This window comes from Nocardioides baekrokdamisoli (genome assembly GCF_003945325.1).
Taxonomy (GTDB): Bacteria; Actinomycetota; Actinomycetes; order Propionibacteriales; family Nocardioidaceae; genus Nocardioides; species Nocardioides baekrokdamisoli.
This window is the reverse complement of sequence record NZ_AP019307.1, coordinates 1,886,040-1,911,830: the sequence shown is the minus strand read 5'-3', so window position 1 is coordinate 1,911,830 and position 25,791 is coordinate 1,886,040. Positions and strand designations below refer to the sequence as shown.

Below are 25,791 nucleotides of genomic sequence, written 5' to 3'. Positions count from 1 at the left end.
CGCAGTCAGCGCCGAAATCAGACGGCGGTGCCGACCAGGTGACCGACCAGAAGCGTCACGCCCATGGCGAAAACCCCCCCCACCACGTTGCGCAAGATCGCGCGGGTCGTGCTGGCACGGCTGAGTTTGGCCGAGACGTAGCCGGTCAGAGCGAGGGCCACGGCGACCGTGATCGCGGTGATGTAGAACCGCTCCGGCTCCGGCAGCAGGATCGTCAGCGCCGGCAGCAGACCGCCGACCGCGAACGCGCTCATTGACGCGATCGCCGCACCCCACGGTTTGGTCACATCGTCGATGTCGATGCCGAACTCGAACTCCGCATGCACCCGCAGGGCGTCCTTCTCGTGGATCTGGATCGCAGCCTGCATCGCCGTCTCCGCGTTCAGGCCCTTCTCCTCGAGCATCTGGGCGAGGTGGCGCAGCTCCTCCTCCGGCATGTTCGCCAGGTCGTGGCGCTCGTGTTCCAAGAGGGCCAACTCGGCGTCACGTTGGGTCGAGACCGACACGTACTCGCCAGCCGCCATCGACAGTGCGCCAGCGACCAGTGCGGCAATCCCGGCGATCAGGATCTCGGTGTTGTTGCTGGTCGCACCTGCGACGCCCATCACGATGCCAGCGACCGAGACGATGCCGTCATTGGCACCGAGTACGCCCGCGCGCAGCCAGTTGAGCTTGTTGCTCAGGCCCTCGACGTCGCCGTGCTCGTGCTGGGACAGGTCGATCACGTCAGACGTCATGGGTCCAGTTTTCCGGGTCCGGGGAGGCGTTGCAACGAAGGCGAGGCTGGGCTTAGCGGGAGGCCGGACCGCGTCCATCCATCCACGTCCTGCCCACAGCTGCGGACCTGGACACGGTTGTCCACAGGGCGCGCCAGTCCGTGGGGCCGGATCCCGAAGCGCGGCCTGCAATGGACTCCCCTGTCCCACGAATCGAAGCCTGGAGTTCCTGTGCACCGCATCACCGGCGGCCGAACGGCCGCCCTGCTCACTCTCACCACGACCCTCGCCATGGCATCCCTCAGCCCTGGAGTCAGCGCCGAGGCGACCAGTCCGACGTCCGACTCGACAGCTGCCGCCCGCACCGCAGCCGGCTTCGTCGCCGGCGGCGGCGCCGGTCTGACGGCTCCGGGTGTCTCAGTGACCCAGGAGCGGCTCCAGAGCTCGCACGGCGTGACGTACGTGCCTTATCGGCGCGCGTACCGGAACCTCCCGGTCATCGGTGGAGATTTCGTCGTGATGCTCAAGGGCACCGGGCACGTCGTGGGCACATCGGTCGCGCGGCGGCAGGTCGCGGTGGCATCGACGACACCCGCCGTCAGCCGTACGCGCGCCGCGCAGGTCGCAGCGGGCAGGGTACGCATTCCCGTGGCCGACGGCCTCGGTCGACTGGTGGTCTTCGCCGACGGGATCGCCACGCCGCGCCTGGCGTGGGAGCAGTCGGTACGCGGCACGCGAGACGGTCGGCCGTCGCGCCTCACCGTGTACGTCGACGCGCAGACGGCGCATGTACTGGCGACACGGGAACACATGCTGGCCGGTGAGGGTCGGGCCGCCGTGAACGGCCCCAGTCCGGTCCATCTCGACACGGTCCAGTCGCACGCAGCCTTCTCCCTGACGACGCCCGGTGCGACGTCGCTCCGATGCCAGGACTTCACCGGCAGGGCCACGTTCACGGGGCCGGACGACACGTGGGGGAACGGTGATCCGACGAATCGGGAGACTGGTTGCGTCGACGCCCTCTTCGCCGCTCAGACCCTTCGCGCGATGCTCACGAAGTGGCTCGGCCGCAACGGCATGAACGGCGCGGGCGGATGGGTGCCGGTCCAGGTCGGGCTCGATGACGTCAACGCCTATTACGACGGCAGCCGCGTCGCGATCGGACATTCATCGACCGGGAAGCGTTGGCTCAGCTCGATCGACGTCGTCGCGCACGAGTTCGGGCACGGGATCGATGACACGACCCCGGGCGGCATCTCCGGAGGCGGCACCCAGGAGTTCGTCGCCGACACGTTCGGCGCCGCGGCGGAGTGGTTTGCCCACGAGTCATCGCCGTACGACACGCCTGACTTCACGGTCGGGGAGAAGGTCAACGTGATCGGCAAGGGACCGATCCGTTACATGTACCACCCCTCGCTGGCCGGCGACGGTGACTGCTATTCGTCGAAGACCAGTTCGACCGAGGTCCACGCCGCCGCAGGACCGGGGAACCACTGGTTCTACCTCGTGGCCGAAGGCAGTTCACCGCGTGACGGTCAACCGGCCAGCCCGACCTGCAACCGCGGGACCGTGCACGGACTGGGCATCCAGAAGGCGATCACGATCATGTACAACGCGATGCTCCAGAAGACCACCGGGGCGAGCTACCCCCGCTACCGGATCTGGACGCTGACGGCGGCCAAGAACCTCTACGGCTGCAGCGCATACGCGACCGTGAAAGCCGCATGGGATGCCGTCTCCGTCAAGACCCAGCACGGAGAGCCGACATGCTGAGCTCGCACCTCTGAGCAACCCCGGGAATGAGGAAGGCCCGCCCCGTGGGGCGGGCCTTCCTCACACAGGTGTCAGAAGCCGAGCTCTCGGCCGATCAGTTCCTTCATGATCTCATTGGAGCCGGCCCAGATCTTCGTCACGCGGGCGTCGCGCCAGGCGCGGGCCACGCGGTACTCGTTCATGAAGCCGTAGCCACCGTGGATCTGGACACACGCGTCCAGGACCTCGCCCTGCGCCTGCGACGACCACCACTTGGCCTTCGCCGCGTCGACCGCGGTGAGTTCCTTCTTGGTGTGCGCCTCGACGCACTTGTCCATGTACGCCTCACAGACCTCGATCTGGGTGACCAGCTCGGCCATCCAGAACTTCAGGTGCTGGAACTTGCCGATCGACTGACCGAACGCCTGACGGTCGTGCGCGTACTTGATCGTCTCTTCGAGGATCTGCTTCGCGTGGGCGGTGTTCGCCACGGCGCACGCAATGCGCTCCTGGGCGAGCTTCACCATCATGTGGATGAAGCCCTTGTTGAGTTCGCCGACGATGTCGGCGTCGGTCAGGCGTACGTTCTCGAAGAAGAGTTCGGCGGTGTCTGACTCCTCCATGCCGACCTTGTCGAGCTTGCGCCCGCGCGAGAAGCCCGGGGCGTCGGCCGGGATCGCGAACAGCGTGATGCCCTTCGGCCCGAGCTCCGGAGCCGTACGCACCGCAGTGATCACCAGGTCGCAGGAGTACCCGTTGGTGATGAAGGTCTTCGAGCCGTTGATGACCCACTCATCGCCGTCGCGTACGGCCGTGGTCTTGAGCGCGGCCAGGTCCGAGCCACCAGACGGCTCGGTCATGCCGATCGCGAGCAGGCACTCCCCGGAGGCAACCTTCGGCAGATACTTCTGCTTCTGCTCCTCGGTGCCGAGCTCGACGAGGTACGGGGCCGTGATGTCGGAGTGGATGCCGACACAGGTGGGCAGGGCCGCGTTGACCTTGGCCAGCTCCTCCGCCAGGACCGCGTTGAACCGGAAGTCGTCAGCGCCAGCGCCGCCGTACTCCTCGGGAATCGCCAGGCCGAGGAAGCCGTTCTCGCCGGCCTTGAGCCAGAACTCGCGCGGCAGCGCCTTGTCCTTGATGTACTGCTCGCTGTTGGGGATCACGTCCCGCTCGAGCCACGAGCGCACCGCGCTGCGGAAGTCCTCGTGGTCCTCGTTGTAGATCTCGCGCTTCATGGCGCTCAGTGTAGGGCGGCCTGAGCGCGACGGCCTACCCACCAGTAACCACGTGGTCGGCTACTTCTTCGCGAGCACCTTCACCAGGTCGACCACGTCGGCCGCTGCGGGTGCAGGAGCGCTGACGGTGGCATCAAAGCGATCAAAGGTGAGGCTGAACGCCGTTCCCTCCGACTCCCGGAGCACACGGTGCGGCACCGAAGCGGAGACGTCCAAGGTCTCCTGTGCGCCGTTCGTGCTGGCTCTGTCGGTGACGGTGATCTGCACCGACGCGGTGCCGTTGACGTTCCCGATGCCCAGCAGCTGCGGCTTCGCCGACTCCCAGGGGTACTTGGCTTCATTCGCCATCAGATTCGGCAGCGTGAGCTGCTTGATGACGTCCGGCAGCAGGGTCACGTTCTGGACCCACTTCCCGGCGAGCTGTGCGCTGGATGCCGGCGCAATCTTCCCCCAGAAGTCCGTCCCGGCCTTGATGTAGACCGTGCGCCTGGGCCCACCAGTGCCGAGGATCTGCAACGTCGACCCCGCAAGGACCACCGTGCCGGTGACACCACCGGACAGGTCCGAGGTCAGGTCGACGGTCATCGTCTCGCTGCCCAACTGGACCGTGCCAGCCAGGTGGATGCCCGTGGTGGCCTTGAGCGCAGTGAGCGCATCGGCCGCGATCGTCGCCGGGTCCGTCTTCTTGTACGAGTCGGTCGGGTTGCTGCCGCAGGCGGCCACTCCGATGAGGACGACGGCCGCCAGAGCACCGAGGGCATTGCGCATGCGGGCGATCCTGCCACGGCCGTCAACGGGGCGGACGTGGTGATCAGGAACGGCGGATCAGGCTGCCTCGGCCTCGATCTGGGCGCCGATCTCGCGGCGTACCTTCCCGCCACCGGTCGACATCTTGTAGAGCTGCGCCACCCGCTTCGGGGCGTTCTTGGTCGTCGTCGAGGCCAGGAAGCCGTTCGGCAGCGAGAGCCGTACGACCTTCTTCCAGGCGCTGCCGAGCTGCTTGTGGAACGGACCGGTGACGTACGGCAGGCCGTACTTCTCGAACACGGCCTGCACCTGCGGCGCGACTTCCTTGTAGCGGTTGGACGGCAGGTCCGGGAAGACGTGGTGCTCGATCTGGAAGCTCAGGTTGCCGGTCATCATATGGAAGGCGTTGCCGCCGGTGATGTTGGCCGAGCCGAGCATCTGACGCAGGTACCACTCGGCCTTGGTCTCGCCCTCGATGCTGGCCTTCTCGAACACTGCGACGCCCTCGGGGAAGTGCCCGCACATGATCACGGAGTGGGTCCACAGGTTGCGGCCGACATTGGCGATCGCGTTGGCGGCCAGCGTCGGGAGCGCTCCGCCGAACGGAAGGGCGAGGAGCGGGTGGATGACGTAGTCCTTCATCACCTGGCCGCGGATCTTGCGGCGTACGCCCGCGGCGGCGGTCTTGAACTCCTGGCTGCGCTTGTGCTTCGGGATCGGCAGGTTCTTGCCGAGTTCGAGGTCGTACGCGGCGATGCCGTACTCGAAGATCAACGCGTTGAGCGCGTTCCAGAACGGCTGCGCGAGGAAGAACGGGTGCCAGCGCTGGTCCTCGTCGACCCGCATGATCGAGTACCCGAGGTCGTTGTCCTTGCCGAGCACGTTCGTGTACGTGTGGTGCAGCTCGTTGTGGCTGTGCTTCCACTGGTCCGACGGGGTGGCGTTGTCCCACTCCCAGGTCGTCGAGTGGATCTTCGGGTCACGCATCCAGTCCCACTGGCCATGCATGATGTTGTGGCCGATCTCCATGTTGTCGAGAATCTTGGAGATCGTGAGACCGACGGTGCCGGCGACGAACGCCGGCGGGAACACGCTGGCGAGCAGGACCGCCCGCGAGCCGATCTCGAGGTAGCGCTGGGTCTTGATGACCCGGCGGATGTACGCCGAGTCGCGCTCACCGCGGGTGTCGATGACCGACTGGCGGATCGCGTCCAGTTCCTCACCGATCGCCTGAATGTCCTGAGGGGTGAGGTGGGCGATCGGGTTGTCGGCCAACTTCTGAATCGCGGTCATGTGTCCAGCGTGCGCGCTCAGCCGAGATAACGCATGTGCCTCAGGAGTGAATCGATCCTCACGAAATTGTTCGCGAAGGACAGTTTCTGCGACGTCAGCCGACTCGTTGGAAGGTTACGTCGGTGAGTTCCGGACCGCCGTCGCCCGCATTCGTCGCGAAGATCTCCACGGTGGTGGACGACGAGGTCGCCACGACCCGATAGACCTTGGTCGTCCAGCCCATGGCCTGCGAACTGGCCGTACTCGCCGACGTGTTGTCGAACGTGAGGTTGGCGACATCGGTCCCGGCCACCCGGATGGAGGCCGAGGACGTCGGCACGTTGGCGCGCGGGTCCGGCGCCATCGCGAACTTCACCATGTACGTCCCGCCGGGAACCGTCGCGAAGGTCTGTGCCAGACCGTCGTGTCCGCTCTCGTTCTGGTCCTGACCGATCAGGTCCACGCACTGCGTACCCGCGGGGTCGCCCGGCGGCGCCGGCACGTAGAAGGCCGCATTGAGGTCGACCGAGTCGCCGGACACCGACCAGCCCGCGAGGGAGGTGCCGTCGCACGTCGTCACGGCAGTGGTCGGAGAGCAGAAGGTGGCCACGTTGTTCGAGACGTACGGGTTGTTGAAGCGCCGTTGAGCGACGAGATTCGGCCCCGTTGTCGGCGTCGCCGTCGGAGTCGGACGCGGCGTCGGACGAGCGGGAATCACCACCGCCGGCGAGGAGGGCCGCACCGGCACGGGTCGCACTGTCGGCACCTCAGTCGGCGCCGACGCGGGCACGGACTTGTGCGTAGGGGCAGGCGGCACGACCGCGGGAGTCCGATGTGCCATGACCTTCGGCCTGACCGCAACAGGCTGGACCGCTGCGGAGGACTGTGACTCGGTTCGCGTCGGAGCAACCGGCAGAACCAGTGCGCCGATCATCGCTGGGGTGACGACAATCGCCGCCGGTACGAGCCACCCGCCGCTGGCGGCATGAGCCCACCCGTGGCGCGACACGATCCGCAACGGGCGCGTCGCGAACGGCACAGCCGAATGCCGCGCGAAGGCATGGGCCAACGACCCGAACAGTGCCTTCGGGGCCAGGCTCCCGCCGGCCAGAACTGCGGCCACCGGCAGCGTCACCGACGCGCGCAGAGTGCGGTTGACCCAGGTGACCTCATCCAGCGCAGCCGCGCAGGAGTCGCAGCACGCAAGGTGCCGCTCGAGCACGATCACTCGGGCGGTCCCCAGATTCCCGCGGCTGTACGCGCCCAGGCGGGCTCGCTGGCGAGCACACTCCACTGATTCCGCAGCCCGCGCGTGCGCGACGAGCCACCGTTCCCTCAGGCGTTCGCGCGCCCGGAAGGCTCTCACCGCGGCCGCGCCGGCAGTCACGCCCAGCGCCTGGGCCACCTCGGCAGGCCGAGCCCCTTCCAGGACCGTGATCCGGATGATCTCGCGATCGGACTTGCACAAGTCGAGATAGGCGCTGCGTGCGTACGTGCCGTCAGCCGGCTCCGGCGGGAGCCATGGTTGGGTGAGCGGCTCGAACTCGTCCCCACCGCCGATCGGGACGACCTTCGACCCGACCGCGCGGTAGTGGTCGACAGCAACACTGCGGACCACCTGCAACAGGTACGCACGAAAGTGGTCGATCTGATGGCCGCGTCGCATCCGGGTCAGCACCCGCGCGAACGCCTCGGCGACCACGTCGTCCACCAGGTCTGACGCCGTGACGGCCGAGGCGACCTGCCGAGCGGTGGATTCGTACAGGGTCCAGAGCTCGCCGAAGGCGCATGAATCACCCCGTTGCGCTGCCTCGAGCAGTCCGGCGTCACGGTCCCTTACAGAACCTGCGCCGACCGGGGTCGCTTGGGGGTCCACCATCGATGGTTCGTCCACGTCTCGTATCACCCCCGTTGCACCCGAATTGCCCTGCGAGCCTGCCATGCGCGGCTCCTTCGACAACAGATGCGTTCGCCGATCTCCGTACTACCCATCTTGACTACTGATGCCCTGCCACACATGCCTGTGCGGCAGGACCGCCGCCCGAGATGACGGTCCTGCCGCAGCTTGGCCTCTGTGGGAGGTCAGTTCCGCTTGCCTCGATCAGATACCGAAGACCGAGCCGAACCAGCTGGCGAACGAGCCACTGACGTTCGCCGGCCGCGCCACCGTGCTCGCCGCCGACGGAGCCACGTTCAGCGCCGTGTCGTCGATCAGGAACGACGTGGACGTCGATCCGACCTGGACACCCGTCCACTGCACCGTGACGGTCTGGCCGGCATACGCCGACAGATCGATGGTGTGCTGGACGTAGTCGTTGCTCGCGTTGGCGTTCGACAACGTCTGCACCTTGGTGCCGTTGACGGTGACCGACATGGTGTCGATCGCGGAGGCGCTGGTCTGGTCGGTGTAGATGTACGCCCAGTAGCTCAGCGTTGCCTTGCAACCGGCCGGGATGGTGACCTTCTGGCTCAGCGTGTCGGTCCCGGCCGAGCTGTAGCCGTCAAGCCACGCGTAACCGTTCCCGGAACGGGACATCCAGTTGTCGCTGTTGATCACACCGAAGGTCGCCGCCCAGTTCGCGGAGCCCGACTCGAAGCCCGGGTTGGCGAACAACTGCGCCGAGGTGCAGCTGCCGCTCGGCTTCGGGTTGACCGTCCAGGTGAACGGCGCCGAGCCCGAGGCACCGGTGCTGTCAGTGGCCTTGACGGTGACCGTCGTGGTCGCTGCAGCCGTCGGCGTACCCGAGATCAGACCCGTGCTGGCGTTGATCGACAGGCCAGCCGGCAGGCCGATCGCCGAGTACGTCAGCGCTGCGCTGGCGCTGTCCGTGCCGTGCATCTGAAGGTTTGCGGCGGTGCCCACGGTGCCCGTCTGGTTGCCCGGGTTGGTGACCGCGACGGTGTTGGCCGCCTTCGGGCTGACCGACCAGGAGAACGTGGCCGAACTCGAGACGCCGGTGTTGTCGGTGGCCTTCACGGTCGTGCTCGAGGTACCCGCCGCTGAGGGCGTACCCGAGATCAGGCCCGTGTTCGCGTTGATCGACAGGCCAGCCGGAAGACCGGTGGCCGAGTACGTCAGCGTCGCGCTCGAGGAGCTGTCCGTTGCGTGGATCTGCACGCTCTTGCCGGTGCCGACCGTGGCGGTCTGGTTGCCGGGGTTGGTCACCGTGACCGTGTTGCCCTGCGGCGCCACCGGGTTGACGGTGAACGCGAAGGACGTGGACCCGGAGACGCCGGTGGTGTCCGTGGCCGTGACCGTGACGTTCGAGGTGCCGGACGTGGTCGGCGTACCCGAGATCAGGCCGGTGTTCGCGTTGATCGACAAGCCAGCCGGAAGGCCGGTGGCTGCGTACGTCATCGCCGCGCCGCCGGAGTCGTTCGCAGCGATCTGAAGGCTCTTGGCCGTGCCGACGGTGCCGGTCTGGGATCCGGGGTTGGTCACCGTCACGGTGTTCGCCTGCTGGCCACCGACGATCACGTGCGAGATGTCGCACGCGTTCGTGTCGTTCGACCAGGTCGGCTGCATTGCGAAGGAGCCGGTGCTCATCTGCACGTACGCAGAGGAGCCCGACCACGCACAGTCGTCACCGTTCTCACCACCGTCGGTGGCCTGGGTGTTGACCCACCCCGAGCTCGGGTACTGATCGGTGACGGTCTCGGCGTACTCATGACCCATGGTCATCGTGTAGCCGTCGAGGGTGCCGCCGGACCCTGCGGTCAGGAAGTTCTTGCCGCAGAAGTTGGTGTCCATGTTGTACGGCTGGTTGGTGAACGCGACCTGCGTCTGCATGGTGCTCGACCACGCGGCGGTGTGCCACGCACACCCGGAGTTCCCGGCCTTGTAGCTGTCCGGGTCCGTGCCCGGAGCCGACAGGATGATGTATTGGGCGTAGCGGTTGGAGGCTGCGGTGGTGTTGCCGAAGTGCGCAGCCGCGGCAAGGGCCTCGTTGCTGAGCTGATCGCCCGATGCGGGGACAGGCTCAGCAGCGGAGTTGTCGTACCAGACTCCTGCCAGCGCGCCACCGGTCGGATAGCCGACGTGCGGGGCAGCAGCCGGACACGACGTCGCACCGACAGCGACCGAGGTGCCATCGCAGTACTGGGTCAGCACGCCCGACCACTTCTCGCCACCGGTGCCCAGGCCCTTGAACAGAGCCTCCGCGACCGGTGCGCCGCCGGCGTAGTCGTTGGACATCGTGACGTTGCCCGCAGCATTGGTGCCCTGCGTACCCCACTGGTTGCCCCAGTAGACGAGATAGACCTTCGGAGTGCTGCTGGTGACGCCCTGTGCCGCCTGGCCGTTGATGTTGCTGCCTCCCTGCCAGGAGAGCGTCTTGCCTGCAGTGGTGCCGACAGCGCCGGCCTGGGGGGCAGCGGGGTTCTTGGTGGTGTAGTGGCGCACGGTCGAGTGCGAGTGGTGGTAGGTGCCTTCCTCAGGCGGAATGGCACCGGACCCCTGCGACGATCCGTGACCATGCGTAGCCGCGGCGACCGGGGCGACGGGCACCATGACGGCGCCAGTGGCGAGCGCGGCGATGCCGGCAAGGCCGGCCATGCGTCGAGCGCGGGAAGTTGTGCTCAGTAGCATCGAATTCTCCCTCCGAGAGTTCACGCGTGTGCGGGACCTCCGCGCACGTCGTTGCGATCTACCTCTGTTGTCGACACAGGTCGCCAACAGCACCAAGAAAGGCAGCCTCCCCCGCCCCAGCCGGCCTCGCGAACGAGGTTCGGCTACCTCTTAGACGTGTGATCCAGGCCACGATTACAGCGTTTTCCGAAACGGATTCCGATGAATTTCCGATGCCGTTACTGCCGACGGCGACGCGGAAGGACGTGCGTCAGTACGGACTGTCCGAGCAGGGGAGAGCGCGGACCGAGGAGAGTGCGGAGCGGCCTCCTGCGGGAGGGCAGGAGGCTGCTCCGGGTGACATTCCAGCGGGGAGCCGACCGGCGACGCATCAGCCGTCCAAGGGTGTCGGCTAGGCATTTCGGCCTACGCGAGTCCCCGGCTCTGCGCGCCAGAGGCGCGTCGGAAGCTCAGTAGTACCAGGGGTACGGGCTCCAGTCGGGCTCGCGCTTCTCCAGGAACTGGTCGCGGCCCTCCTGCGCCTCATCGGTCATGTACGCCAGCCGGGTGGTCTCACCGGCGAACAGCTGCTGGCCGACGAGACCGTCATCGAGCAGATTGAAGGAGTACTTGAGCATCCGCTGGGCGGTCGGGCTCTTGCCGTTGATCTTGCGACCCCACTCCAGCGCCGTCGCCTCGAGCTCGGCGTGTGGCACGGCCTTGTTGACCGTACCCATCCGCATGCCGTCCTCAGCGCTGTATTCATCAGCGAGGAAGAAGATCTCGCGCGCGAACTTCTGCCCCACCTGGCGGGCGAGGTAGGCCGAGCCGTACCCGCCGTCAAAGGAGCCGACGTCGGCATCGGTCTGCTTGAAGCGAGCGTGCTCGAGGCTGGCCAGCGTGAGGTCGCTGACGACGTGCAGCGAGTGGCCGCCACCGGCCGCCCAACCCGGGACCACGCAGACGACGACCTTCGGCATGAACCGGATGATCCGCTGGCACTCCAGGATGTGCAGGCGGCTGAGCTTCGCCTTGTCGATGACGCTCGGCTCTTCGGCGCCCGTCTTCGCGGCGTCGTACGTCGCGTCGCTCGCCGCTGTGGTGTCGGCCTCGTACTGGTAGCCGGCGCGGCCCCGGATGCGCTGGTCACCGCCGGTGCAGAACGAGTGCTTGCCGTTCTTCGGGCTCGGGCCGTTGCCGGTGAGCAGGACACAGCCGACGTCCGCGCTCATCCGCGCGTGATCGAGGACGCGGAGCAGTTCGTCGACGGTGTGCGGACGGAACGCGTTGAGCACATCGGGGCGGTCGAAGGCGATCCGGACGGTGCCGTGTGCCTTCGCGCGGTGGTACGTGAGGTCGGTCAGATCCTCGAAACCGGGGACGTCCTGCCAGACCTCGGGGTCGAACGTGTCACTGACGTACGGGAGCGCGCTCATGCGGCCACGTTATCGGTGAATGCTCGATGGTCTGACGCGCGCGGCCGCCAGAAGCCCGAGCGAAGGCGGCCTTTGCGGGCCGTCGAGCGAGGAGCGACGAAGCGGACGCGCCGTCAGACCGTCGAGCCGGCGATGGAGGAGGCGAGGGAGACCAGGTGACTCAACCGAGCCAGCTCGCTGTCAAGGAATTCCGGACCGCCACGACGGCCGATGATGACCACCTCGTTGCCGTCGACGCGTACCGCGGCGCGTAGCGCGTCGTCCAGTTCGGGAAGGCGCTCGGCGCGCTCGACCTCCGGGAACTCCAGGGTCTCCGGCGCGCCGTCAGTCCTCGACACGATGCCGTGGCTGCGCTGGACCCGGATGGCCCAGTCCGAACGGAAGGTCACCGGCAGCACCTCGACGAGCCGGTTCAGGGCGTCGTACGGGCTCTCGGTGATCGTCTCCACGGCTTCGAGATCGAGGAACAGGTTGCCGCCCGCCGCGTACCGGCTGATCCAGATGACGCGTACGCCGTCGAGCGCGTTGCAGGCCGAGACGACGGAGTCGGGCATGACGCCGGTCGCCGTCTCCAGAAGCACGTCGTCGACTGCGGTGCCGCCGTGACCCTTCTCGACGATCTCGATGGCCTCGATGTCGCCGCCGGCCTCACCGATCGCGGTCGCGAGACGACCCAGGGAACCGGGGACGTCGGGCAACTCAACGCGAAGCAGGTACGGCACGATCTCGACCTTAGCCCTCGATTGTTACGGCCGGTCGAAGGTCTCAGCGGGCACCCAGCCTCTGGGCCAGACCGCTGGCCCGGCGGACTGGCCTGGTGATCGCGGCCTCAACCGCCCCCGCCGGAGCCACGATCGTGACGCTCTCCTCGGCGCGAGTGATGGCGGTGTAGAGCAACTCGCGGGTGAGCAGCGGGGACTCCACATCGGGCAGCAGGACGGTGATCCGACTGGCTTGTCCGCCCTGGCTCTTGTGCACCGTCATCGCGTGAACCGTCTCGACATCCATCAGGCGGCTCGGCGCGAACTCCCGCTCGCCGACCCGTACGGCCAGCGCATCGTCGCGGGCGACGACGACGCCGGTGTCCCCGTTGAACAGGCCGAGACCGTAATCGTTGGTCGTGACCAGGACCGGGCGGCCCGCGTACCACTCACGCCCCCAGCCGGATCCGATCGGCTCTCCGGTCTCCTCAGCCAGCCAGCGCTCGACCTGACGGTTCCAGTGGGCAGCGCCGTACGGGCCGTCGCGATGTGCGCAGAGAAGCCGGTGCTCGTCGGCCACCGCCGCCGTCGCTGACGCGTCGCCCGTCAACGCATCCCGGCGGACGGACAACGCATGCCGGGTCAGGTCCCGACGGACCGACGCGACCGTGGTCCGTGCGTCCGAGTCCAGCAGACGCACGTTCGTCCCGGAGCGCAGGACGTCCATGGCTGCGTCCACGTCGCCGCGGCGTACCGCATCCGCCAATGCACCGATCTCGCCGCCGAAACGGTGGGTCGTGGTGAGTGCGGCGACGGCACCCGGCGCGCGTACTTCCAATCCCTCGACCAGATCCGCCAGCACGGCACCGGCCTCGACGGAGGCCAACTGGGCCGGGTCGCCGACCAGGATCAATCGGGCATCGGTACGCACCGCACCGATCAGGCTCGCCATCATCGACAAGGACACCATCGACGTCTCGTCGACGACGACCACGTCGTGGGGCAGCGTGTTCTTCCGATGGTGCCGGAAGCGGGTCGTGTGGCCGGGCTCGCGGCCGAGGAGCCGGTGCAGGGTGCTCGCGGTGAGCCCTTCGATGCGGGCTGCGTCCTCGGGGGCGAGCCGCGTACGCGCCTGGTCGATGGACTCCTGAAGGCGAGCGGCCGCCTTGCCCGTCGGCGCCGCCAGCCCGATCCGCAGCTCGGGGTTGTCACTGAGCAACAGGGCGAGCAGGCCAGCGACGGTCGTCGTCTTGCCGGTGCCCGGCCCGCCCGTGAGAACTGTGGTCCATTGGCCGGCCGCAGCCATCGCGGCCGCACGCTGCTCGTCGTAGCCGACTGGGAACAGCCGCTCGGCTGCAGCGGTGAGGTCACCGACGACCGGCGGCGGAGCATCGAGGCGTCTCCACAGATCGTCGCGGACCTGCGTCTCCTCCCGGTGGAACCGCTCCAGATAGATCGCACCGTCGACAACAGTCACCGCACCCGAGCCGACGATCGCTGAGCCGGCCACCTTCGCGGTCCAACCGTCGAGCTCGGGCCATGGAAGGTCGGGGTCGCGGTCCAACTCGTCCAGGCGGAGACAGACCGACCCGTGCCGCACCGACCGGACCGTCAACGCGAGCGCGAGCAGGACATCGGGGTCCGTCTCGCGGACGATGTCACAGATGCGGCGGGCGATGTGGACGTCCGCGGAGGTCAGGATGCCGGCGGCGTTGAACGCGGCCAGGGGCCCATCAGCGCGCTGGGCTCGACGGACGTCGTACGCATCATCGGACTGCCACCGCTCAAGCATGGGCGCCACCTCCCAGCGTGTCGGAAAGGGCCGTCACGAGTGCGGCGGACGGAGTCCAACTGAAGACGCCGCCGGTCGCATCGACGCCGGTCATGCCGCGGAGGTAGTAGTACTGGACCCCTCCGAGATGGGTCTGCGGCACGTACCCCGGGAGTCGCAGTGACAGATACCTGTGCAGGACGACCGAGTAGAGCATCGCCTGCAGCGGGTAGTGCGAGTGCAGCATCGCCTCGGCGAGGCGCTGTGGCTCGTACTCCTCCGGTAGGCCGGTGCCGAGGAAGTTCGTCTTGTAGTCAGCGATCACGAACCGGCCCGAGGGCAACCGCAACACGACGTCGATCGAGCCGCTGAGATACCCGCGGAGCGCCTGTTCACCGAGAAGCGTGGTCTCCAGGACATCGGCGTACGCCCGCATCGGATCGTCCGCCGCCAGGTGCTCGCGCAGCACCGAGGCGAGATCTCGGAGGCGTACCTCCTCAGCTGCGATCGGTCTGTCGCCACCCGCGAGCGGGAACTCAAAGTCGAGTTCCCGGAGCCGGTCACCGAACCCGACCTCGCGCAGGGTCAACCCCTCGGCCACCGGACCCAGATCAGTGTCGTAGACCGGCAGCAGAGCCTCGGCCAGCTGGTCCGGGGTCACATCGACCGGCCACCAACGCAACTGCTCCGCGGCATGGGCCGCCAGCTCTGTGAGCAGGTCCTCGGCCTGAGGATCCGCATGCTCCAGGACCGCGTGCACCAACGAACCAAACGTCGCTCCCCTCGGCAGCCGGCCGATCGGAGCCAGGTCGTCGGGGTTGACGGGCGTCTCGTCAGCGAGTTCGTCAGGCTCGTCGGCCATCAGGTCGGCTGCAGGCTCCGAACTCACGGCCGGACCAGCCTCCTCAGCCGCGCGCACGAGCCCGGAGTACGAGGTCCTGCGCCACACCGTGTCGAGGGTCCGGTTGAACCGGCGGGCCGACAGCTCGGGGGTCTCCGCGAGCGTCTTGAACGGTCCGGCAGCCGCTGGGACCGCCGCCTCGGCAGACAGCCAGCCGACCTCCGTCATCTTCGCAAAACGTGCCGCCGCATCCTGGTCCTGCCCGACCGGGACCTCGCGCAGCACGTCGCCACTTCCGGGCATCCGCCCGAACAGCAGCCGGTGGAGGGAGGCCGACTTCGCGTTGTTGCTCGGCGCCCACCACATCACCACCTGCGACTGGGCACGGGTGAGGGCGACGTAAAGCTTGCGCAGCTCCTCACCGTCCTCCTCGACCTCGGCCTGTGCCTTGTTGGCGTTCCATGTGCTTCCCGAGCCACTGACGTCAATGCGACGGAGGCCCGCCGCGTCGTGGAACCTCACCGCCGAGGTCGGCATCCGGTAGAAGTCGAACGCGAACGGGACGTGGACAACCGGGAACTCCAGCCCCTTGCTGGCGAACAGCGTCATGATCTGGACCGCCTGTGCGTCGGACTCGAGCCGCCTCGGACGTTCCTTGCGGTCGGCGGAGCGTTCGTCGCTGAACCAGTGGATGAGCGCCGTCAGTCCCAGACGCCGGACCGTCGCCGCATGATGGAGTGACTCGCCCAGGTGTCGCAGGTCGGTGATCAAGCGGTCGCCGTCGACCCTGGCGAGGGTCCGGGCACCGAGGCCTGCTTCCTCTGCGGCCTCCATGACGCCGGCGATCCCGCGCGTACGCATCAGCGCAGCCCAGCTACGCAGGGCATCGGCCGCACGCGCGGCCACTCCTTCGGGGTCCTGAGCGACCTCGCTCGCCGGCACGTTGAAGAACGGTCCGAGCGCTGCGGCGCGGACCAACGGACCACGCTGCGGCGACTCCATCGCCTTCAGCAGCGTCAGCCAGTCATCCCCGGCTTCGGAGGAGAAGACGTCGTCGCCGCCTGCGAAGACGGCAGGAATGCCTCGGTCGCGCAGAGCTTCCTGGATCAGGGCGCCCTCGGTGCGTTTGGCGACGAGCACCGCCACATCACCGGGCGCGATCTTGCGCCCGTCCCACGTGGCCGTGGAGGTCAGCAGCTCAGCGATGTCGGCAGCGCAGTCGGTCGCCACGAACTGTCGCGCAGCGGCAGCCAGGATCGAGCCTCCGTTGGACCGCGGCAGCTTCCCCCGTCCCACCTGGCGCAGTCGAAGTGGCTCGGGACGGGGCGCGCCCTCCAACCTTGGTCCGGCGTGCGCCGCCTGGACGGGGTGCACCGCGATGCGCTGGTCACCGAGCTCCGCCGGCGACAGGAAGTCGTTGAGCCGAGCGATCAGCCCGGGGTCGGAGCGCCAGTTCTTACCCAGCGCGTGTTGTTCCGATGTCGTCTCCGCAGCCCGCAGGTACGTGACGACATCCCCGCCGCGGAACCCGTAGATGGCCTGCTTCGGGTCACCGATGAGCACCAGCGTCGAATGGCCACGGAACCCGAGGTCGAGGACGTCCCACTGCACCGGATCGGTGTCCTGGAACTCGTCGACGAGCACGATCCTCCAGCGCTCACGCATCCGCTGTGCGGCCGGCGAATCTGCCACTGCCAGCGCATCGCGCACCTGACTCAGCATGTCGTCGTACGACAACAACCCGCCCCTGCGTTTGCGCAGCGAGAGCTCCGCACGAACCTGGCGGGCGAACTCCACTCGAGCGACCCCGACGACCGACTTCGGGTCGGCATCGGCCAATTCAGCATGCGGGTCCTCGACGGCGGCCCTGGCGACCTGTCGAGCGACGGACACATTGAAGTCGGCGGTGTCATGCCCGCCGAACGTCTTGAGGTAGAGGTCGTCAACGACCTCCTGAGTCAGGTCCGCCAGCGACTCGACGAACCGGGCAGACGTGTCGCTGTCGCCCGCGACACCGAGCGAGCGTCTGACCAGCTCACAGAACTGATGCGTGGTGGCGATGGTCGCGGCGTCGAAATTCGCGAGGGCGTCGCGTACGCGCTGGTGACGCTCCTCGACGGTCCCCGCGTTGCCGTCCAGAAGCAACTGATGCAGCGCGTCGGTCGACGCGCCGCGCTCGAACGCACGGTCCGCCTCAGCGAGATGCTGCCGGACCCGTTCACGAAGCTCCTGGCTCGCGGCGCGACTGAAGGTGATGACGAGAATCTGGTCCAGGCGCGCTGCGCCTTCAGCGACGTATCTCGTGACCAACGCGCCGATCGTGTACGTCTTCCCGGTGCCGGCGCTGGCCTCGAGCAGCGTCGTCCCCGTCGGCAGCGGACCGCAGATGTCGAAGGTCTTCATCGGCCGACCTCCGCCGCGAAGAGCGGGCTCCAGACCCGCATCGCGAGGGCCCCGAACCGCGTGGTCTCGCCGGGGAACTCCTCACCCGGCAGCGGTGGACCGAAGTCGAGCAGCGTGGCACCGTGGCCCCACGCAGCCACGGCCACCGGCTCGTCCCGCTCGCCCGGGCGGTTGAACTTCTGGTCTGCGTACCAGTACGTGTCGGCGCGCTTGATGGCATCCTCGACCGACCGGCGACTGTGTCGCTGCTCGGCATAGGCGTACGAACTCTTCAACGGCAGCGGGATCGGCTGTCGCCTGCCCGCGTCGAACACCGCAATCAGCTCGCGCAGCCACTCGTCGGCGCGGTGGTCGAGGTGGCCGAACTGGGACATCTCCGCGGTGCCGCCCCGACCCCGTCCGACGGTGACGGAGGCCCACGCGTGATCGGGATCGGCGGCAGTCAGAGCCAGGAGGCGGACCCAGGACTGCAGACGAGCCTTGCCATTGAGACGTGAGTACGACGCGGCCGCGATGCGGTGGCCGTACAGATCCGCCACGCTTCCGCGCAACCGACGACCGGCCCCGAGATCGACATCGACATCGACCACCCGGGGCTCGGACTGGCGGTGCCCGACGATCCCGCGGGCGACGGGCAGGGCGTTCTCGATGATCTCAGTCAGCCGCCGCCAACCGAGTCGACCCGGTGGGAGCGCGCCCCGGCGCCACTCCCGCTGGCGTACGTCCTCGATCGACGCACCGCTCAGCAGATCGCGCAGCACGCAGTCGCCGATCGACCACTCATCCAGACCGACGGCCTCGATCGGGATGGCCACGTCGAGGGGCTCCTCGTCCCGCGGCAGGGTGACCTCGAGACGCTGCTTGAAGTACGCCCTCGTCGGGCCTCCGAAGAAGGCGACGAGATCCGCAAGGTTGATGTCGCCCGTCTCCGCCGGCAGCTGGTCATCCACCGGCTTGAGGTGGCGCGTGCGTACGCCCACGCTTGCCTGTGCCGCCGCCAGGGCCACCCGGTCGAAGCTGAAGGGCGCGGTCGAGGCGAAATTGCGCGCGTCATGCGGCTGCAACGGATGGTGCCGAGTGACAACCTCGCTCGCTCGGCCGCCGGCCGCCGTGGCCGTGTCATCGAGAGCGTCGAGCAGTTCACCGAGGGGGACGGACGGCGGACGGGTCTGACCCGAGTGGACGTCGGCGCCCGTGTACGTGATCACCAGGGTCTGAGTCGCCGCCATCACCGCGTCGAGCAGCAGTTGACGGTCCTCGCTGCGGACGTCGCGCTCACCGGTCCGTGGGGCCCGAGCCAGGACGTCGTCGCCATCCGTGATGCCGACGCGGGGGAACACACCGTCGTCGATGCCGACGACACAGACGACGCGGTGCGGCACCGACCGCATCGGAGCCATCGTGCAGACCGTGATCGCCCCAGTTCGGAAACTCGAGCGGGTCGGTCGACCGGCGAAGGCGTCGGCGAGCAGCGCGCGTACATCCGCCAACTGGAGATGGGCGCTCGTTGCTGGAAGCCGCTCACGCAGCGTCCGCTGCACATGGCCTCGCTGCCAGGTGTCGGTGGGTGACGCGATCGCGTCCAGAGCTCGTTCGAGTGAGTCGCGCCAGTCGGAGGCGGTCCCGTAACCACGAAGCGAGTCCGCAGCCATCTGGACCCGGTCGACGAATTCCATCACCCGACCGGCAGTCTCCAGATCCGCACTGCCGACCGCGTCGAGAGGCAGGGTGCGGTCGACCCACGCCCGCGAGTCCGCGGACATCGCTGCGCCCAGCGCGAGCCGGTCCAGACCGAACTCCCAGGTGTTCGACACGAACTCACCGAGGCCGAACTCGGCGCGGTGGGCCACGTCGAATCCCCAGCGGATCCCGGCTTCGCGCACCCAGGCCTCCAGCGTTTCCAGATCGCTGTCGTCCCAGCCGAACCGGCGCCGCACAGGGGCCGCCGCAGCGAGGTCGAGCAACACGTCCGCGGCTGCCCTGCCGTCGGCCAGGTCGACCAGTCGCATCAGGACGTCCAGCAGTGGGTTGATCTGGTCCGCGGCGCGGTCGGCAAGGCTGAGTCGCAGTCGACCTGCCGGGTGGGTGCCGTCAGAGCCGAAGACCGACAGGATCAGCGGGGCGTACGCCTCCACATCCGGGCACATCACCACGATGTCGCGCGGCTCGAGCGTCGGATCGTCGGCGAGAAGTCCGAGCAGGACCTCACGGAGAACCTCGACCTGACGAGCCGGCCCGTGGCAGCCGTGGATCTGGACCGATCGGTCGTCGGCCGTCAGGGTCCGCGGTGTCGACACGGCATCCGCGCGGAGGTCACTCTGCAACCAGCCGAGCAACGTGTCCGTCGCGGCCGGGTCAGGCAACACCGAGACCTCGTCGGCGATCGGGCCGACGGTGCGCTGCAGCTCCCGGACGTCACGGCCGAGCGACCGCAACAACGGGTGGCCCAGGCGTTCATGCGATCGGTCGTCCGCACGAGCGACGGACCCGCTCAGGTCCTGCAGTGACTCCCACATCGGCGCTGAGGGGTGCGGCAGCCAGAGGTGCACGTCGCGATGCACGCCCAGGGCCCCGACCAGTTCGGCATCGACCACGGACATCCGGGTGTGGCCGAACAGTGACAGCCGCGGCGGAAGGTCACTCGCCCCGGGCTCCTCGCGCAGTTGGCGGATTGCTTCCGCCTGGCGTACGTGCGGCGGAACCGCCTCCATCCGTCCAGCCAGAGCCCGCCACAATCGCGGCTGCCAGGCAAGATCCGTGGGTAGTACGGACCCGGCCCCGTCTGTGTCCTTCCCCGCGGCCCAGTCGACGATCAGGCTCGGTCGCTGCGTCGCGTACGCACCGAACAAGCGACTCAGCCGACGCGCAGTCGCGAACCGCCGACCGCGGCGCAGCTCGCGCTCCTCACCCTCGCGGTCCTCCCCGAGGTGATGGGCCAGCGGCGCGGCCCAGTCCTCACCCAGGGATTCGTCGATGACGTCGAGAAGGGGCCACACGATCGCGTCGGGAGACCAGGGATCGTCGTCGTCACGCAGTGCTGCGAACAACGACCACGGAGTCTTGAAGTCGACCCCGGCGCAGACGCCGAGCCGATCGGCCAACCGCTGGGAGAGCCACCGCTCCACACCGTGGGTCGGCACGACCACCACATCGGTCGCAAACGGATCCGCGAGCGGCGTCGCGAGGAGTTCGCCGAGACCCTCGGCGAGTTGATCCGTCCGCGATGCGCGATGGAGGTGGATGGTCACGCGCCGAACCTAACGGAGACCTCCGACAGATCCGGCGCGTGCCGGGTCACACGTTGTACTTGTCGCCCTCAGCCTTTTCGGCGGTGGCGAACCAGACGATGAGGACGATGATGCCGACGCACGTGAGCGCGATCAACTGCCACCAGCCCGACTTGCCGATGTCGTGGAGGCGGCGCGCACCGATGGCGATGTTCGGCACGAGCGCTGCGAGAACATAGATGATCGCGAGGAAATAGAAGGCGTTGCTCGCCAACTCCAGGACATCAAACACAATGCTGACGAGCACACCGAACAGGACGGAGTACCAGAACTCCGACCGGCTCGCCCGACCGTCGAACGTCGCGTACTTCGTCCAGAAGCGCTGGACTGCCTGTCCGAAGCTCGCGCCACGAAGCGCGCTGGAGTCGGCCGAGTACATCGGCTGGAGGGGCGGAGGAGGGGGATAGCTCACTGGAAAGCCTTTCGCTTGGATGCTTGCACACTAGCCAAGGCTCCGCTTGTGGCGCCACCAAGTCAGCGCAACTGCCACCGCCACCAGCCCGAGGACAGTCGCCCCGAAGATCGAGGCGTAGTGCGCGGCGAGCTCCCAACTCGTACCGGCGGCGTACCCCAACCCGACCGATCCGCACGCCCACACCGCACCGCCGGCGATGTTCCACGGCAGGAAGACCCGGTACGGGACGCCGGACATCCCCGCCAGGCCCGGCACCAGGGCCCGGAGCGCCGCGGTGAACCGTCCGATGAAGACCGCGCGACCGCCACGCCTGGCGATGAAGGCGCGAGCCGCATCGAGCTTCTCGATAGGGACCTTGCGCCCGAGCGTGGAATGCAGCAACTGAATACCCCAGCGCTCCCCCACGAAGTAGCCGATCGAATCGCCGATGATCGCCCCGAGCACACCGCAGACCAGGACCCAGAGCACCGAGACGTGCCCGACCGACGCGGCCACACCACCGAGGATCAGCGCGATCTCGCCGGGAATGAACATGCCGAGCAGGATCGCCGCCTCGGCCGCAGGGAGCAGGAAGACCACCGTCAGAACGACCCAGTCGGGCACGTTCAGCAGCCGCTCCAGCAGGTGGGTCACGGCCCCAGTCTGGACCCTGACACCAACGCCGTGGGGCTACGCCCCGGAGTTCGCGAGCTCCGCGTACTGCGCCGCCGCAGCCTCATGATCCTCGTCGCTGTGGGTGATCGCCGCGTACGCCACCAGCCCAGCGAACAGGACCAGACCGATGATCGTCACGGTGCCGTCGCCCCATCCGAGGCCGGTCTTCGCGGCCGGCTTGCCGAGCCAGTCGGCGACGCTGGCACCGAGCGGCCTGGTCAGCACGTACGCCGCCCAGAAGCAGAGCACGCTGTTCACCCCGCCGCGCCAGGCGACGAGCGGGACCAGGATCGCTCCCGCGAACAACAGGATCGACCCGCCGTACCCGAGGTGGAACGTCGACGCGGTCAGGTCGCCGAGCGCGGTGCCGAGGCCGAAGGTGAGCAGGACCGCGAGCCAGTAGTACGCCTCCCGGAGTTCGGTCACGATCGAGTGGACCGACAGGGTGCCCTCGGAGCGGTGCCAGATGGCGAACACAGCGACGAGAGCCACGAAACAGCCGAGCGCGTTCAGCCAGTACGGGGTCCCGAGGAGCTTGTGGGGACCGTCGGCCACCATCGTGCCGAAGACTGCGACCATGAGCACCGTGATCCAGTAGCGGATCGGGTGGTACGTGTTCGACCGGAACTGCCACAGCAGCGCAGCGGCGAACCCGATCAGACCGATGCCCGCGGCGATGACCACGCTGTCGTTGGCCATGAAGTCTGCGGCCGCCTCGCCGATCCCCGTGGTGAGCAGCTTCGTCACCCAGAAGAACAGGAGGACGGCGGGGACCTTCGGGGCTACGAACTGGCGCACGCGCCGACGGTACGTACTCAACCTGTCTGAATCCTGAAAGCGCCCGGATGCAGAACGTCGAAGGTTCCGGCCACCACGTGACCGGAACCTTCGACGTTTGTTTCGAGTTGCTGAGAGATCAGGCCTTGTCGAGGTCGCCCGCCACGCGGCGGTGGGCCTCCCAGATCGCCTCCGGCAGGTTGAACTGCTTGAGGTGCTCCTCGCGGAAGCCCATCTCCTGCTTCCAGCGGTCGACGTCGATCGAGAGCAGCGTCTCGAGGTCGCCGGGCTGGAAGGACATGCCGTCGACGTTGAGCTCGTCCGCAGTCGGAATGACACCAACGGCGGTCGGGTTGCCCTTGACCTCGCCGTTCTGGAACTTCCACAGCCACAGCAGCGCGCGGACGTTGTCGCGGTAGCCGTTCCACAGGAAGTGGCCGTCGGTGCCGCGCTGGAACCAGTTGACGTGCGCGAAGATCGGCTTGACCGTGGCTTCACCGATGATCTTCAGCCAGTGGCCGGCGTAGTCGCCCTCTTCGTACGCCATGAACGGACGCATCGACATCGGGTCGTAGCGCAGCATGCCCTCGACACCCTCCGCGGCGAACGTCGCCTCGGCGCCGAGCGTCATACCGTCGTACACACCCTCGGCGACGTCGGTGATCGCGCGGATCAGCGGCTCGCGGTCACGCGTACGCCCACCGAAGATGATCGCGTCAACGACGACACCGGCCGGGTCGTTGTAGTCATCGGCAGCGTTCGGGACGTGCGCGATGGTCGTGGTGAAGCGGCTGTTCGGGTGCGCCCACGGGTCGCCGGCTTCGTCCGGGTTGCGGGCTGCGATGCGCTCGCCCTTCCAGTCGATCCAGCCGTCGAGGTCGTCCGGGTGGTGCTTGGTCTTGCCCTCCCACCACACGTCCTGCGTCTTCTCGTTGTACGCGACGTTGGTGAAGATGGCGCCGGTGCCCGGCACGATCGCGTCGACGGCGCCGGGGTTGGTGGCCTCGTTGGTGTCCTTGGCGACACCGAAGACGCCGTTCTCCGGGTTGAACGCGCGGAGCTTGCCGTCCTCGTCGACCCAGATCCAGGCGATGTCGTCGCCGTAGAAGGTGACCTCGTACCGGTCACCGAGCTCGTCGGGCGACATCGTCATCGACAGGTTGGTCTTGCCCGAGGCCGACGGGAAACCACCGACGACGTGGAACGTCTTGCCGGTCTCCTTGTCCTTGATCCCCAGGAGCAGGAACTGCTCGGCCAGGAACTTGCCCGAGGCGCGGCCGTCGTAGCAGGCCTGACGCAGACCGTGGGCGATCTTGCCCAGAAGCGCGTTGCCGCCGTACGAGGAGCCGAAGTGCAGGATCGTTCGCTGGTCGGCGACGGTCGCGAAGAGACGCTGGTCGTCGGCAGTGCCCTGGCCGAGGTTCGGCAGGTCGCCCGTGACGTGCACGGCCTTGACGAACGAGGACTGGTCCGCGAGCTCGTTGATGTAGTGCACACCGACGCGCGACATCCGGATCATCTGCTGCACGACCGGTCGGCTGTCAGTCAGCTCGACGCCGGCGGCGTACGCCTCCAGCGGGCTGCCCTGCGGAGCCATCAGGTACGGGATCACGTACATGGTCTTGCCCTTGGACTGACCGGTCATCCGCTCGGTGAGCGTGGCGACGGTGTCCTCGGCGGGCTTCCAGTTGTTGTAGATGCCCTTGTCGGCCGGGTTGCTCGTGGCGACGACCGTGCGCTCCTCGGAGCGGGCGGTGTCCTTGTAGTACGAGCGGGAGAAGTAGCGGTCACCCGAAACCGGAAGCAACTCACCGGCTGCGAGGGACTCCTCGAGCAGGCGCGCGTCGTCGGAGGCGCTGACGACCTCGACACGGTCGGGCTGGGTGATACCGGCCCAGTAGGTCACGAACTCGACGACGTGGGGGTTGGTCAGGCCCGCATCAGCGAGCACAGACTGAACGTCAACCATGAAAAAGAGCCCTTCGCGAACGGATGGATTGCAGGCACGTTACCGGACCTACGCGTCGGCGCTGCATCGTGAGACACGCGCGAACGCGTGGGCGGGCGTACCTCTGTGACCTATCCGACACCGGCGACGAACGCGTCCACAGCGTCGACCATCTGTCGCAGCGCCGTCTCCTCGATCGGGTAGTGACTGCCGTTCTCGAGCTCCACGACGCTCACCGGGACCTTGCGGACCCGGTCCAGCACGAGATCGGAGAGGTACTTCGGCGTCCACCGATCCGCGGCCGGCTGGGTGAGCAGGATCGGGCAGACATCGAAGTCCTCAGGCTCCATCGCAGGCTGGTAGTTCAGGTAGGAGTCGAGGAACGCGACGGAAGCCGAATTGCCTGCCGAGGTCTTGTCCTTCAAGCACGTACGCAGCGCGGCCTTGTCGTTCACCAGCGCCCGCATCTTGCTGACCAGACGCATCGGCAACCGCAGCCGACGCAGCGGAGTACGCGCCAGCAGCCGCATCAGCCTGCCGCCGATGGCACCGGTCACCGGGTCGAACGCTGTCTCGCGGGCGACCTGCGGCACTCGCTGATCGAGGAACGTCATCCCGACGATCCCGTGGACCTTGGCGTTGACCGCAGCCACGTGGAAGGTCTCCATTCCGCCCGCTGACAGGCCGTAGAGGACGATCGGACGATCGTCGCGGGCGAGTTCGCGGTCGATCAGATCGGACCCGATCTGCACCCAGTCGTCGTAGGTCACGAGCGCATGGGCAGCGACCTCGGTGACGCCGTACGTCGGCATGTCGATGGCGATGGTCTCGTGACCGCGTGCGGCGAGTGGTCGGCCGAGGATCGTGGTCATCTGACGACCGTTGGTGCCGACGCCGTGGAAGAGGATCACCTTCACCTTCGCGTCGGGGTTGCGATAAGTGTCCAGATGAATGCGGTGGCCGTTGTGCGACCACCACTCGGTGTCCGGCATGGTCGCCGGCGTGAGCTGGAAGTCGGCCGGCAGGTGGGCCTGGATGTCGCGCCACGCGGTCTGCTCCGTGTAATCCACGACGCCACTCTCCCGCGTGGACCGCGGCGGGCGCCAGAGGCACGGCCCTGAGAGCCTGAGGCCCTGACGCGCGCGGTCACAAGGAGCGCGAGCGAAGCTGGCCTCGGGGGTCTGAGGTCCTGACGCGCGCGGCTGCAAGGCGCCGGAGGGAAGCGGGCCTCGCGGGCCCGCGACCGAAGAGCAACGCAGCAGACGC

Annotated in this window: 17 protein-coding genes; 1 reads left to right on the top strand and 16 read right to left on the bottom strand. The window is 67.7% G+C overall.

The genetic code is table 11. The annotated features are described in order from the left end of the window. Window positions 1–17: 17 nt before the first annotated feature. A complete protein-coding gene (locus tag KCTC_RS09305) occupies window positions 18–737 on the bottom strand; it encodes a VIT1/CCC1 transporter family protein (RefSeq protein ID WP_125568859.1) in 720 nt (239 codons plus the stop codon). Window positions 738–947: 210 nt separating this feature from the next. Between KCTC_RS09305 and KCTC_RS09300 the strand changes: the two genes are divergently transcribed. Next, the gene (locus tag KCTC_RS09300; RefSeq protein ID WP_231998662.1) at window positions 948–2,489 is read left to right on the top strand and encodes a M4 family metallopeptidase; all 1,542 of its coding nucleotides are present in this window, start codon (window positions 948–950) and stop codon (window positions 2,487–2,489) included. Between the two features lie 71 nt (window positions 2,490–2,560). Here the strand turns inward: KCTC_RS09300 and KCTC_RS09295 are convergent, their stop codons facing one another. The 15 genes from KCTC_RS09295 to KCTC_RS09225 form a co-directional block, all read right to left on the bottom strand. Next, window positions 2,561–3,706, bottom strand: a complete 1,146-nt coding sequence (locus KCTC_RS09295) for an acyl-CoA dehydrogenase family protein (RefSeq protein WP_125568857.1) — start codon at window positions 3,704–3,706, stop codon at window positions 2,561–2,563. Between the two features lie 60 nt (window positions 3,707–3,766). Continuing rightward, complete coding sequence (locus KCTC_RS09290) at window positions 3,767–4,474, bottom strand: LolA-like protein (protein ID WP_125568855.1); 708 nt, start codon at window positions 4,472–4,474, stop codon at window positions 3,767–3,769. A 57-nt stretch (window positions 4,475–4,531) separates the two neighbouring features. Next, window positions 4,532–5,746, bottom strand: coding sequence for a fatty acid desaturase family protein (locus KCTC_RS09285; RefSeq protein WP_125568853.1), 1,215 nt, complete (start codon window positions 5,744–5,746; stop codon window positions 4,532–4,534). 94 nt (window positions 5,747–5,840) lie between these two features. After that, the gene (locus KCTC_RS09280; protein ID WP_164512557.1) at window positions 5,841–7,604 is read right to left on the bottom strand and encodes an RNA polymerase sigma factor; all 1,764 of its coding nucleotides are present in this window, start codon (window positions 7,602–7,604) and stop codon (window positions 5,841–5,843) included. Between the two features lie 222 nt (window positions 7,605–7,826). Further along, entirely contained in the window at window positions 7,827–10,280 is a 2,454-nt protein-coding gene (locus tag KCTC_RS09275; RefSeq protein ID WP_125568847.1) for an Ig domain-containing protein, read from the bottom strand. Between the two features lie 482 nt (window positions 10,281–10,762). Beyond that, on the bottom strand, window positions 10,763–11,728 hold the full coding sequence (locus KCTC_RS09270) for a 1,4-dihydroxy-2-naphthoyl-CoA synthase (protein WP_125568845.1): 966 nt from the start codon (window positions 11,726–11,728) through the stop codon (window positions 10,763–10,765). 113 nt (window positions 11,729–11,841) lie between these two features. After that, on the bottom strand, window positions 11,842–12,450 hold the full coding sequence (locus KCTC_RS09265) for an ACT domain-containing protein (RefSeq protein WP_125568843.1): 609 nt from the start codon (window positions 12,448–12,450) through the stop codon (window positions 11,842–11,844). Between the two features lie 43 nt (window positions 12,451–12,493). Further along, window positions 12,494–14,221, bottom strand: coding sequence for an exodeoxyribonuclease V subunit alpha (recD, locus tag KCTC_RS09260; protein WP_125568841.1), 1,728 nt, complete (start codon window positions 14,219–14,221; stop codon window positions 12,494–12,496). Then, complete coding sequence (locus tag KCTC_RS09255) at window positions 14,214–17,444, bottom strand: UvrD-helicase domain-containing protein (protein ID WP_125568839.1); 3,231 nt, start codon at window positions 17,442–17,444, stop codon at window positions 14,214–14,216. Before KCTC_RS09255 ends, recD begins: the two co-directional genes overlap by 8 nt. Beyond that, on the bottom strand, window positions 17,441–20,692 hold the full coding sequence (recC, locus tag KCTC_RS09250) for an exodeoxyribonuclease V subunit gamma (RefSeq protein WP_125568837.1): 3,252 nt from the start codon (window positions 20,690–20,692) through the stop codon (window positions 17,441–17,443). Before recC ends, KCTC_RS09255 begins: the two co-directional genes overlap by 4 nt. A gap of 46 nt (window positions 20,693–20,738) precedes the next feature. Next, window positions 20,739–21,143, bottom strand: coding sequence for a DUF805 domain-containing protein (locus KCTC_RS09245; RefSeq protein WP_231998661.1), 405 nt, complete (start codon window positions 21,141–21,143; stop codon window positions 20,739–20,741). Window positions 21,144–21,173: 30 nt separating this feature from the next. Further along, window positions 21,174–21,779 carry a DedA family protein gene (locus KCTC_RS09240; RefSeq protein WP_125568834.1) on the bottom strand — a complete coding sequence of 202 codons (606 nt, stop codon included), beginning with the start codon at window positions 21,777–21,779 and terminating at the stop codon, window positions 21,174–21,176. 36 nt (window positions 21,780–21,815) lie between these two features. Continuing rightward, complete coding sequence (locus KCTC_RS09235) at window positions 21,816–22,598, bottom strand: COG4705 family protein (RefSeq protein ID WP_197715170.1); 783 nt, start codon at window positions 22,596–22,598, stop codon at window positions 21,816–21,818. A 118-nt stretch (window positions 22,599–22,716) separates the two neighbouring features. Beyond that, window positions 22,717–24,546, bottom strand: a complete 1,830-nt coding sequence (locus tag KCTC_RS09230) for a phosphoenolpyruvate carboxykinase (GTP) (RefSeq protein WP_125568830.1) — start codon at window positions 24,544–24,546, stop codon at window positions 22,717–22,719. Window positions 24,547–24,656: 110 nt separating this feature from the next. Further along, on the bottom strand, window positions 24,657–25,595 hold the full coding sequence (locus KCTC_RS09225; protein WP_197715169.1) for an alpha/beta fold hydrolase: 939 nt from the start codon (window positions 25,593–25,595) through the stop codon (window positions 24,657–24,659). Window positions 25,596–25,791 lie beyond the last annotated feature (196 nt).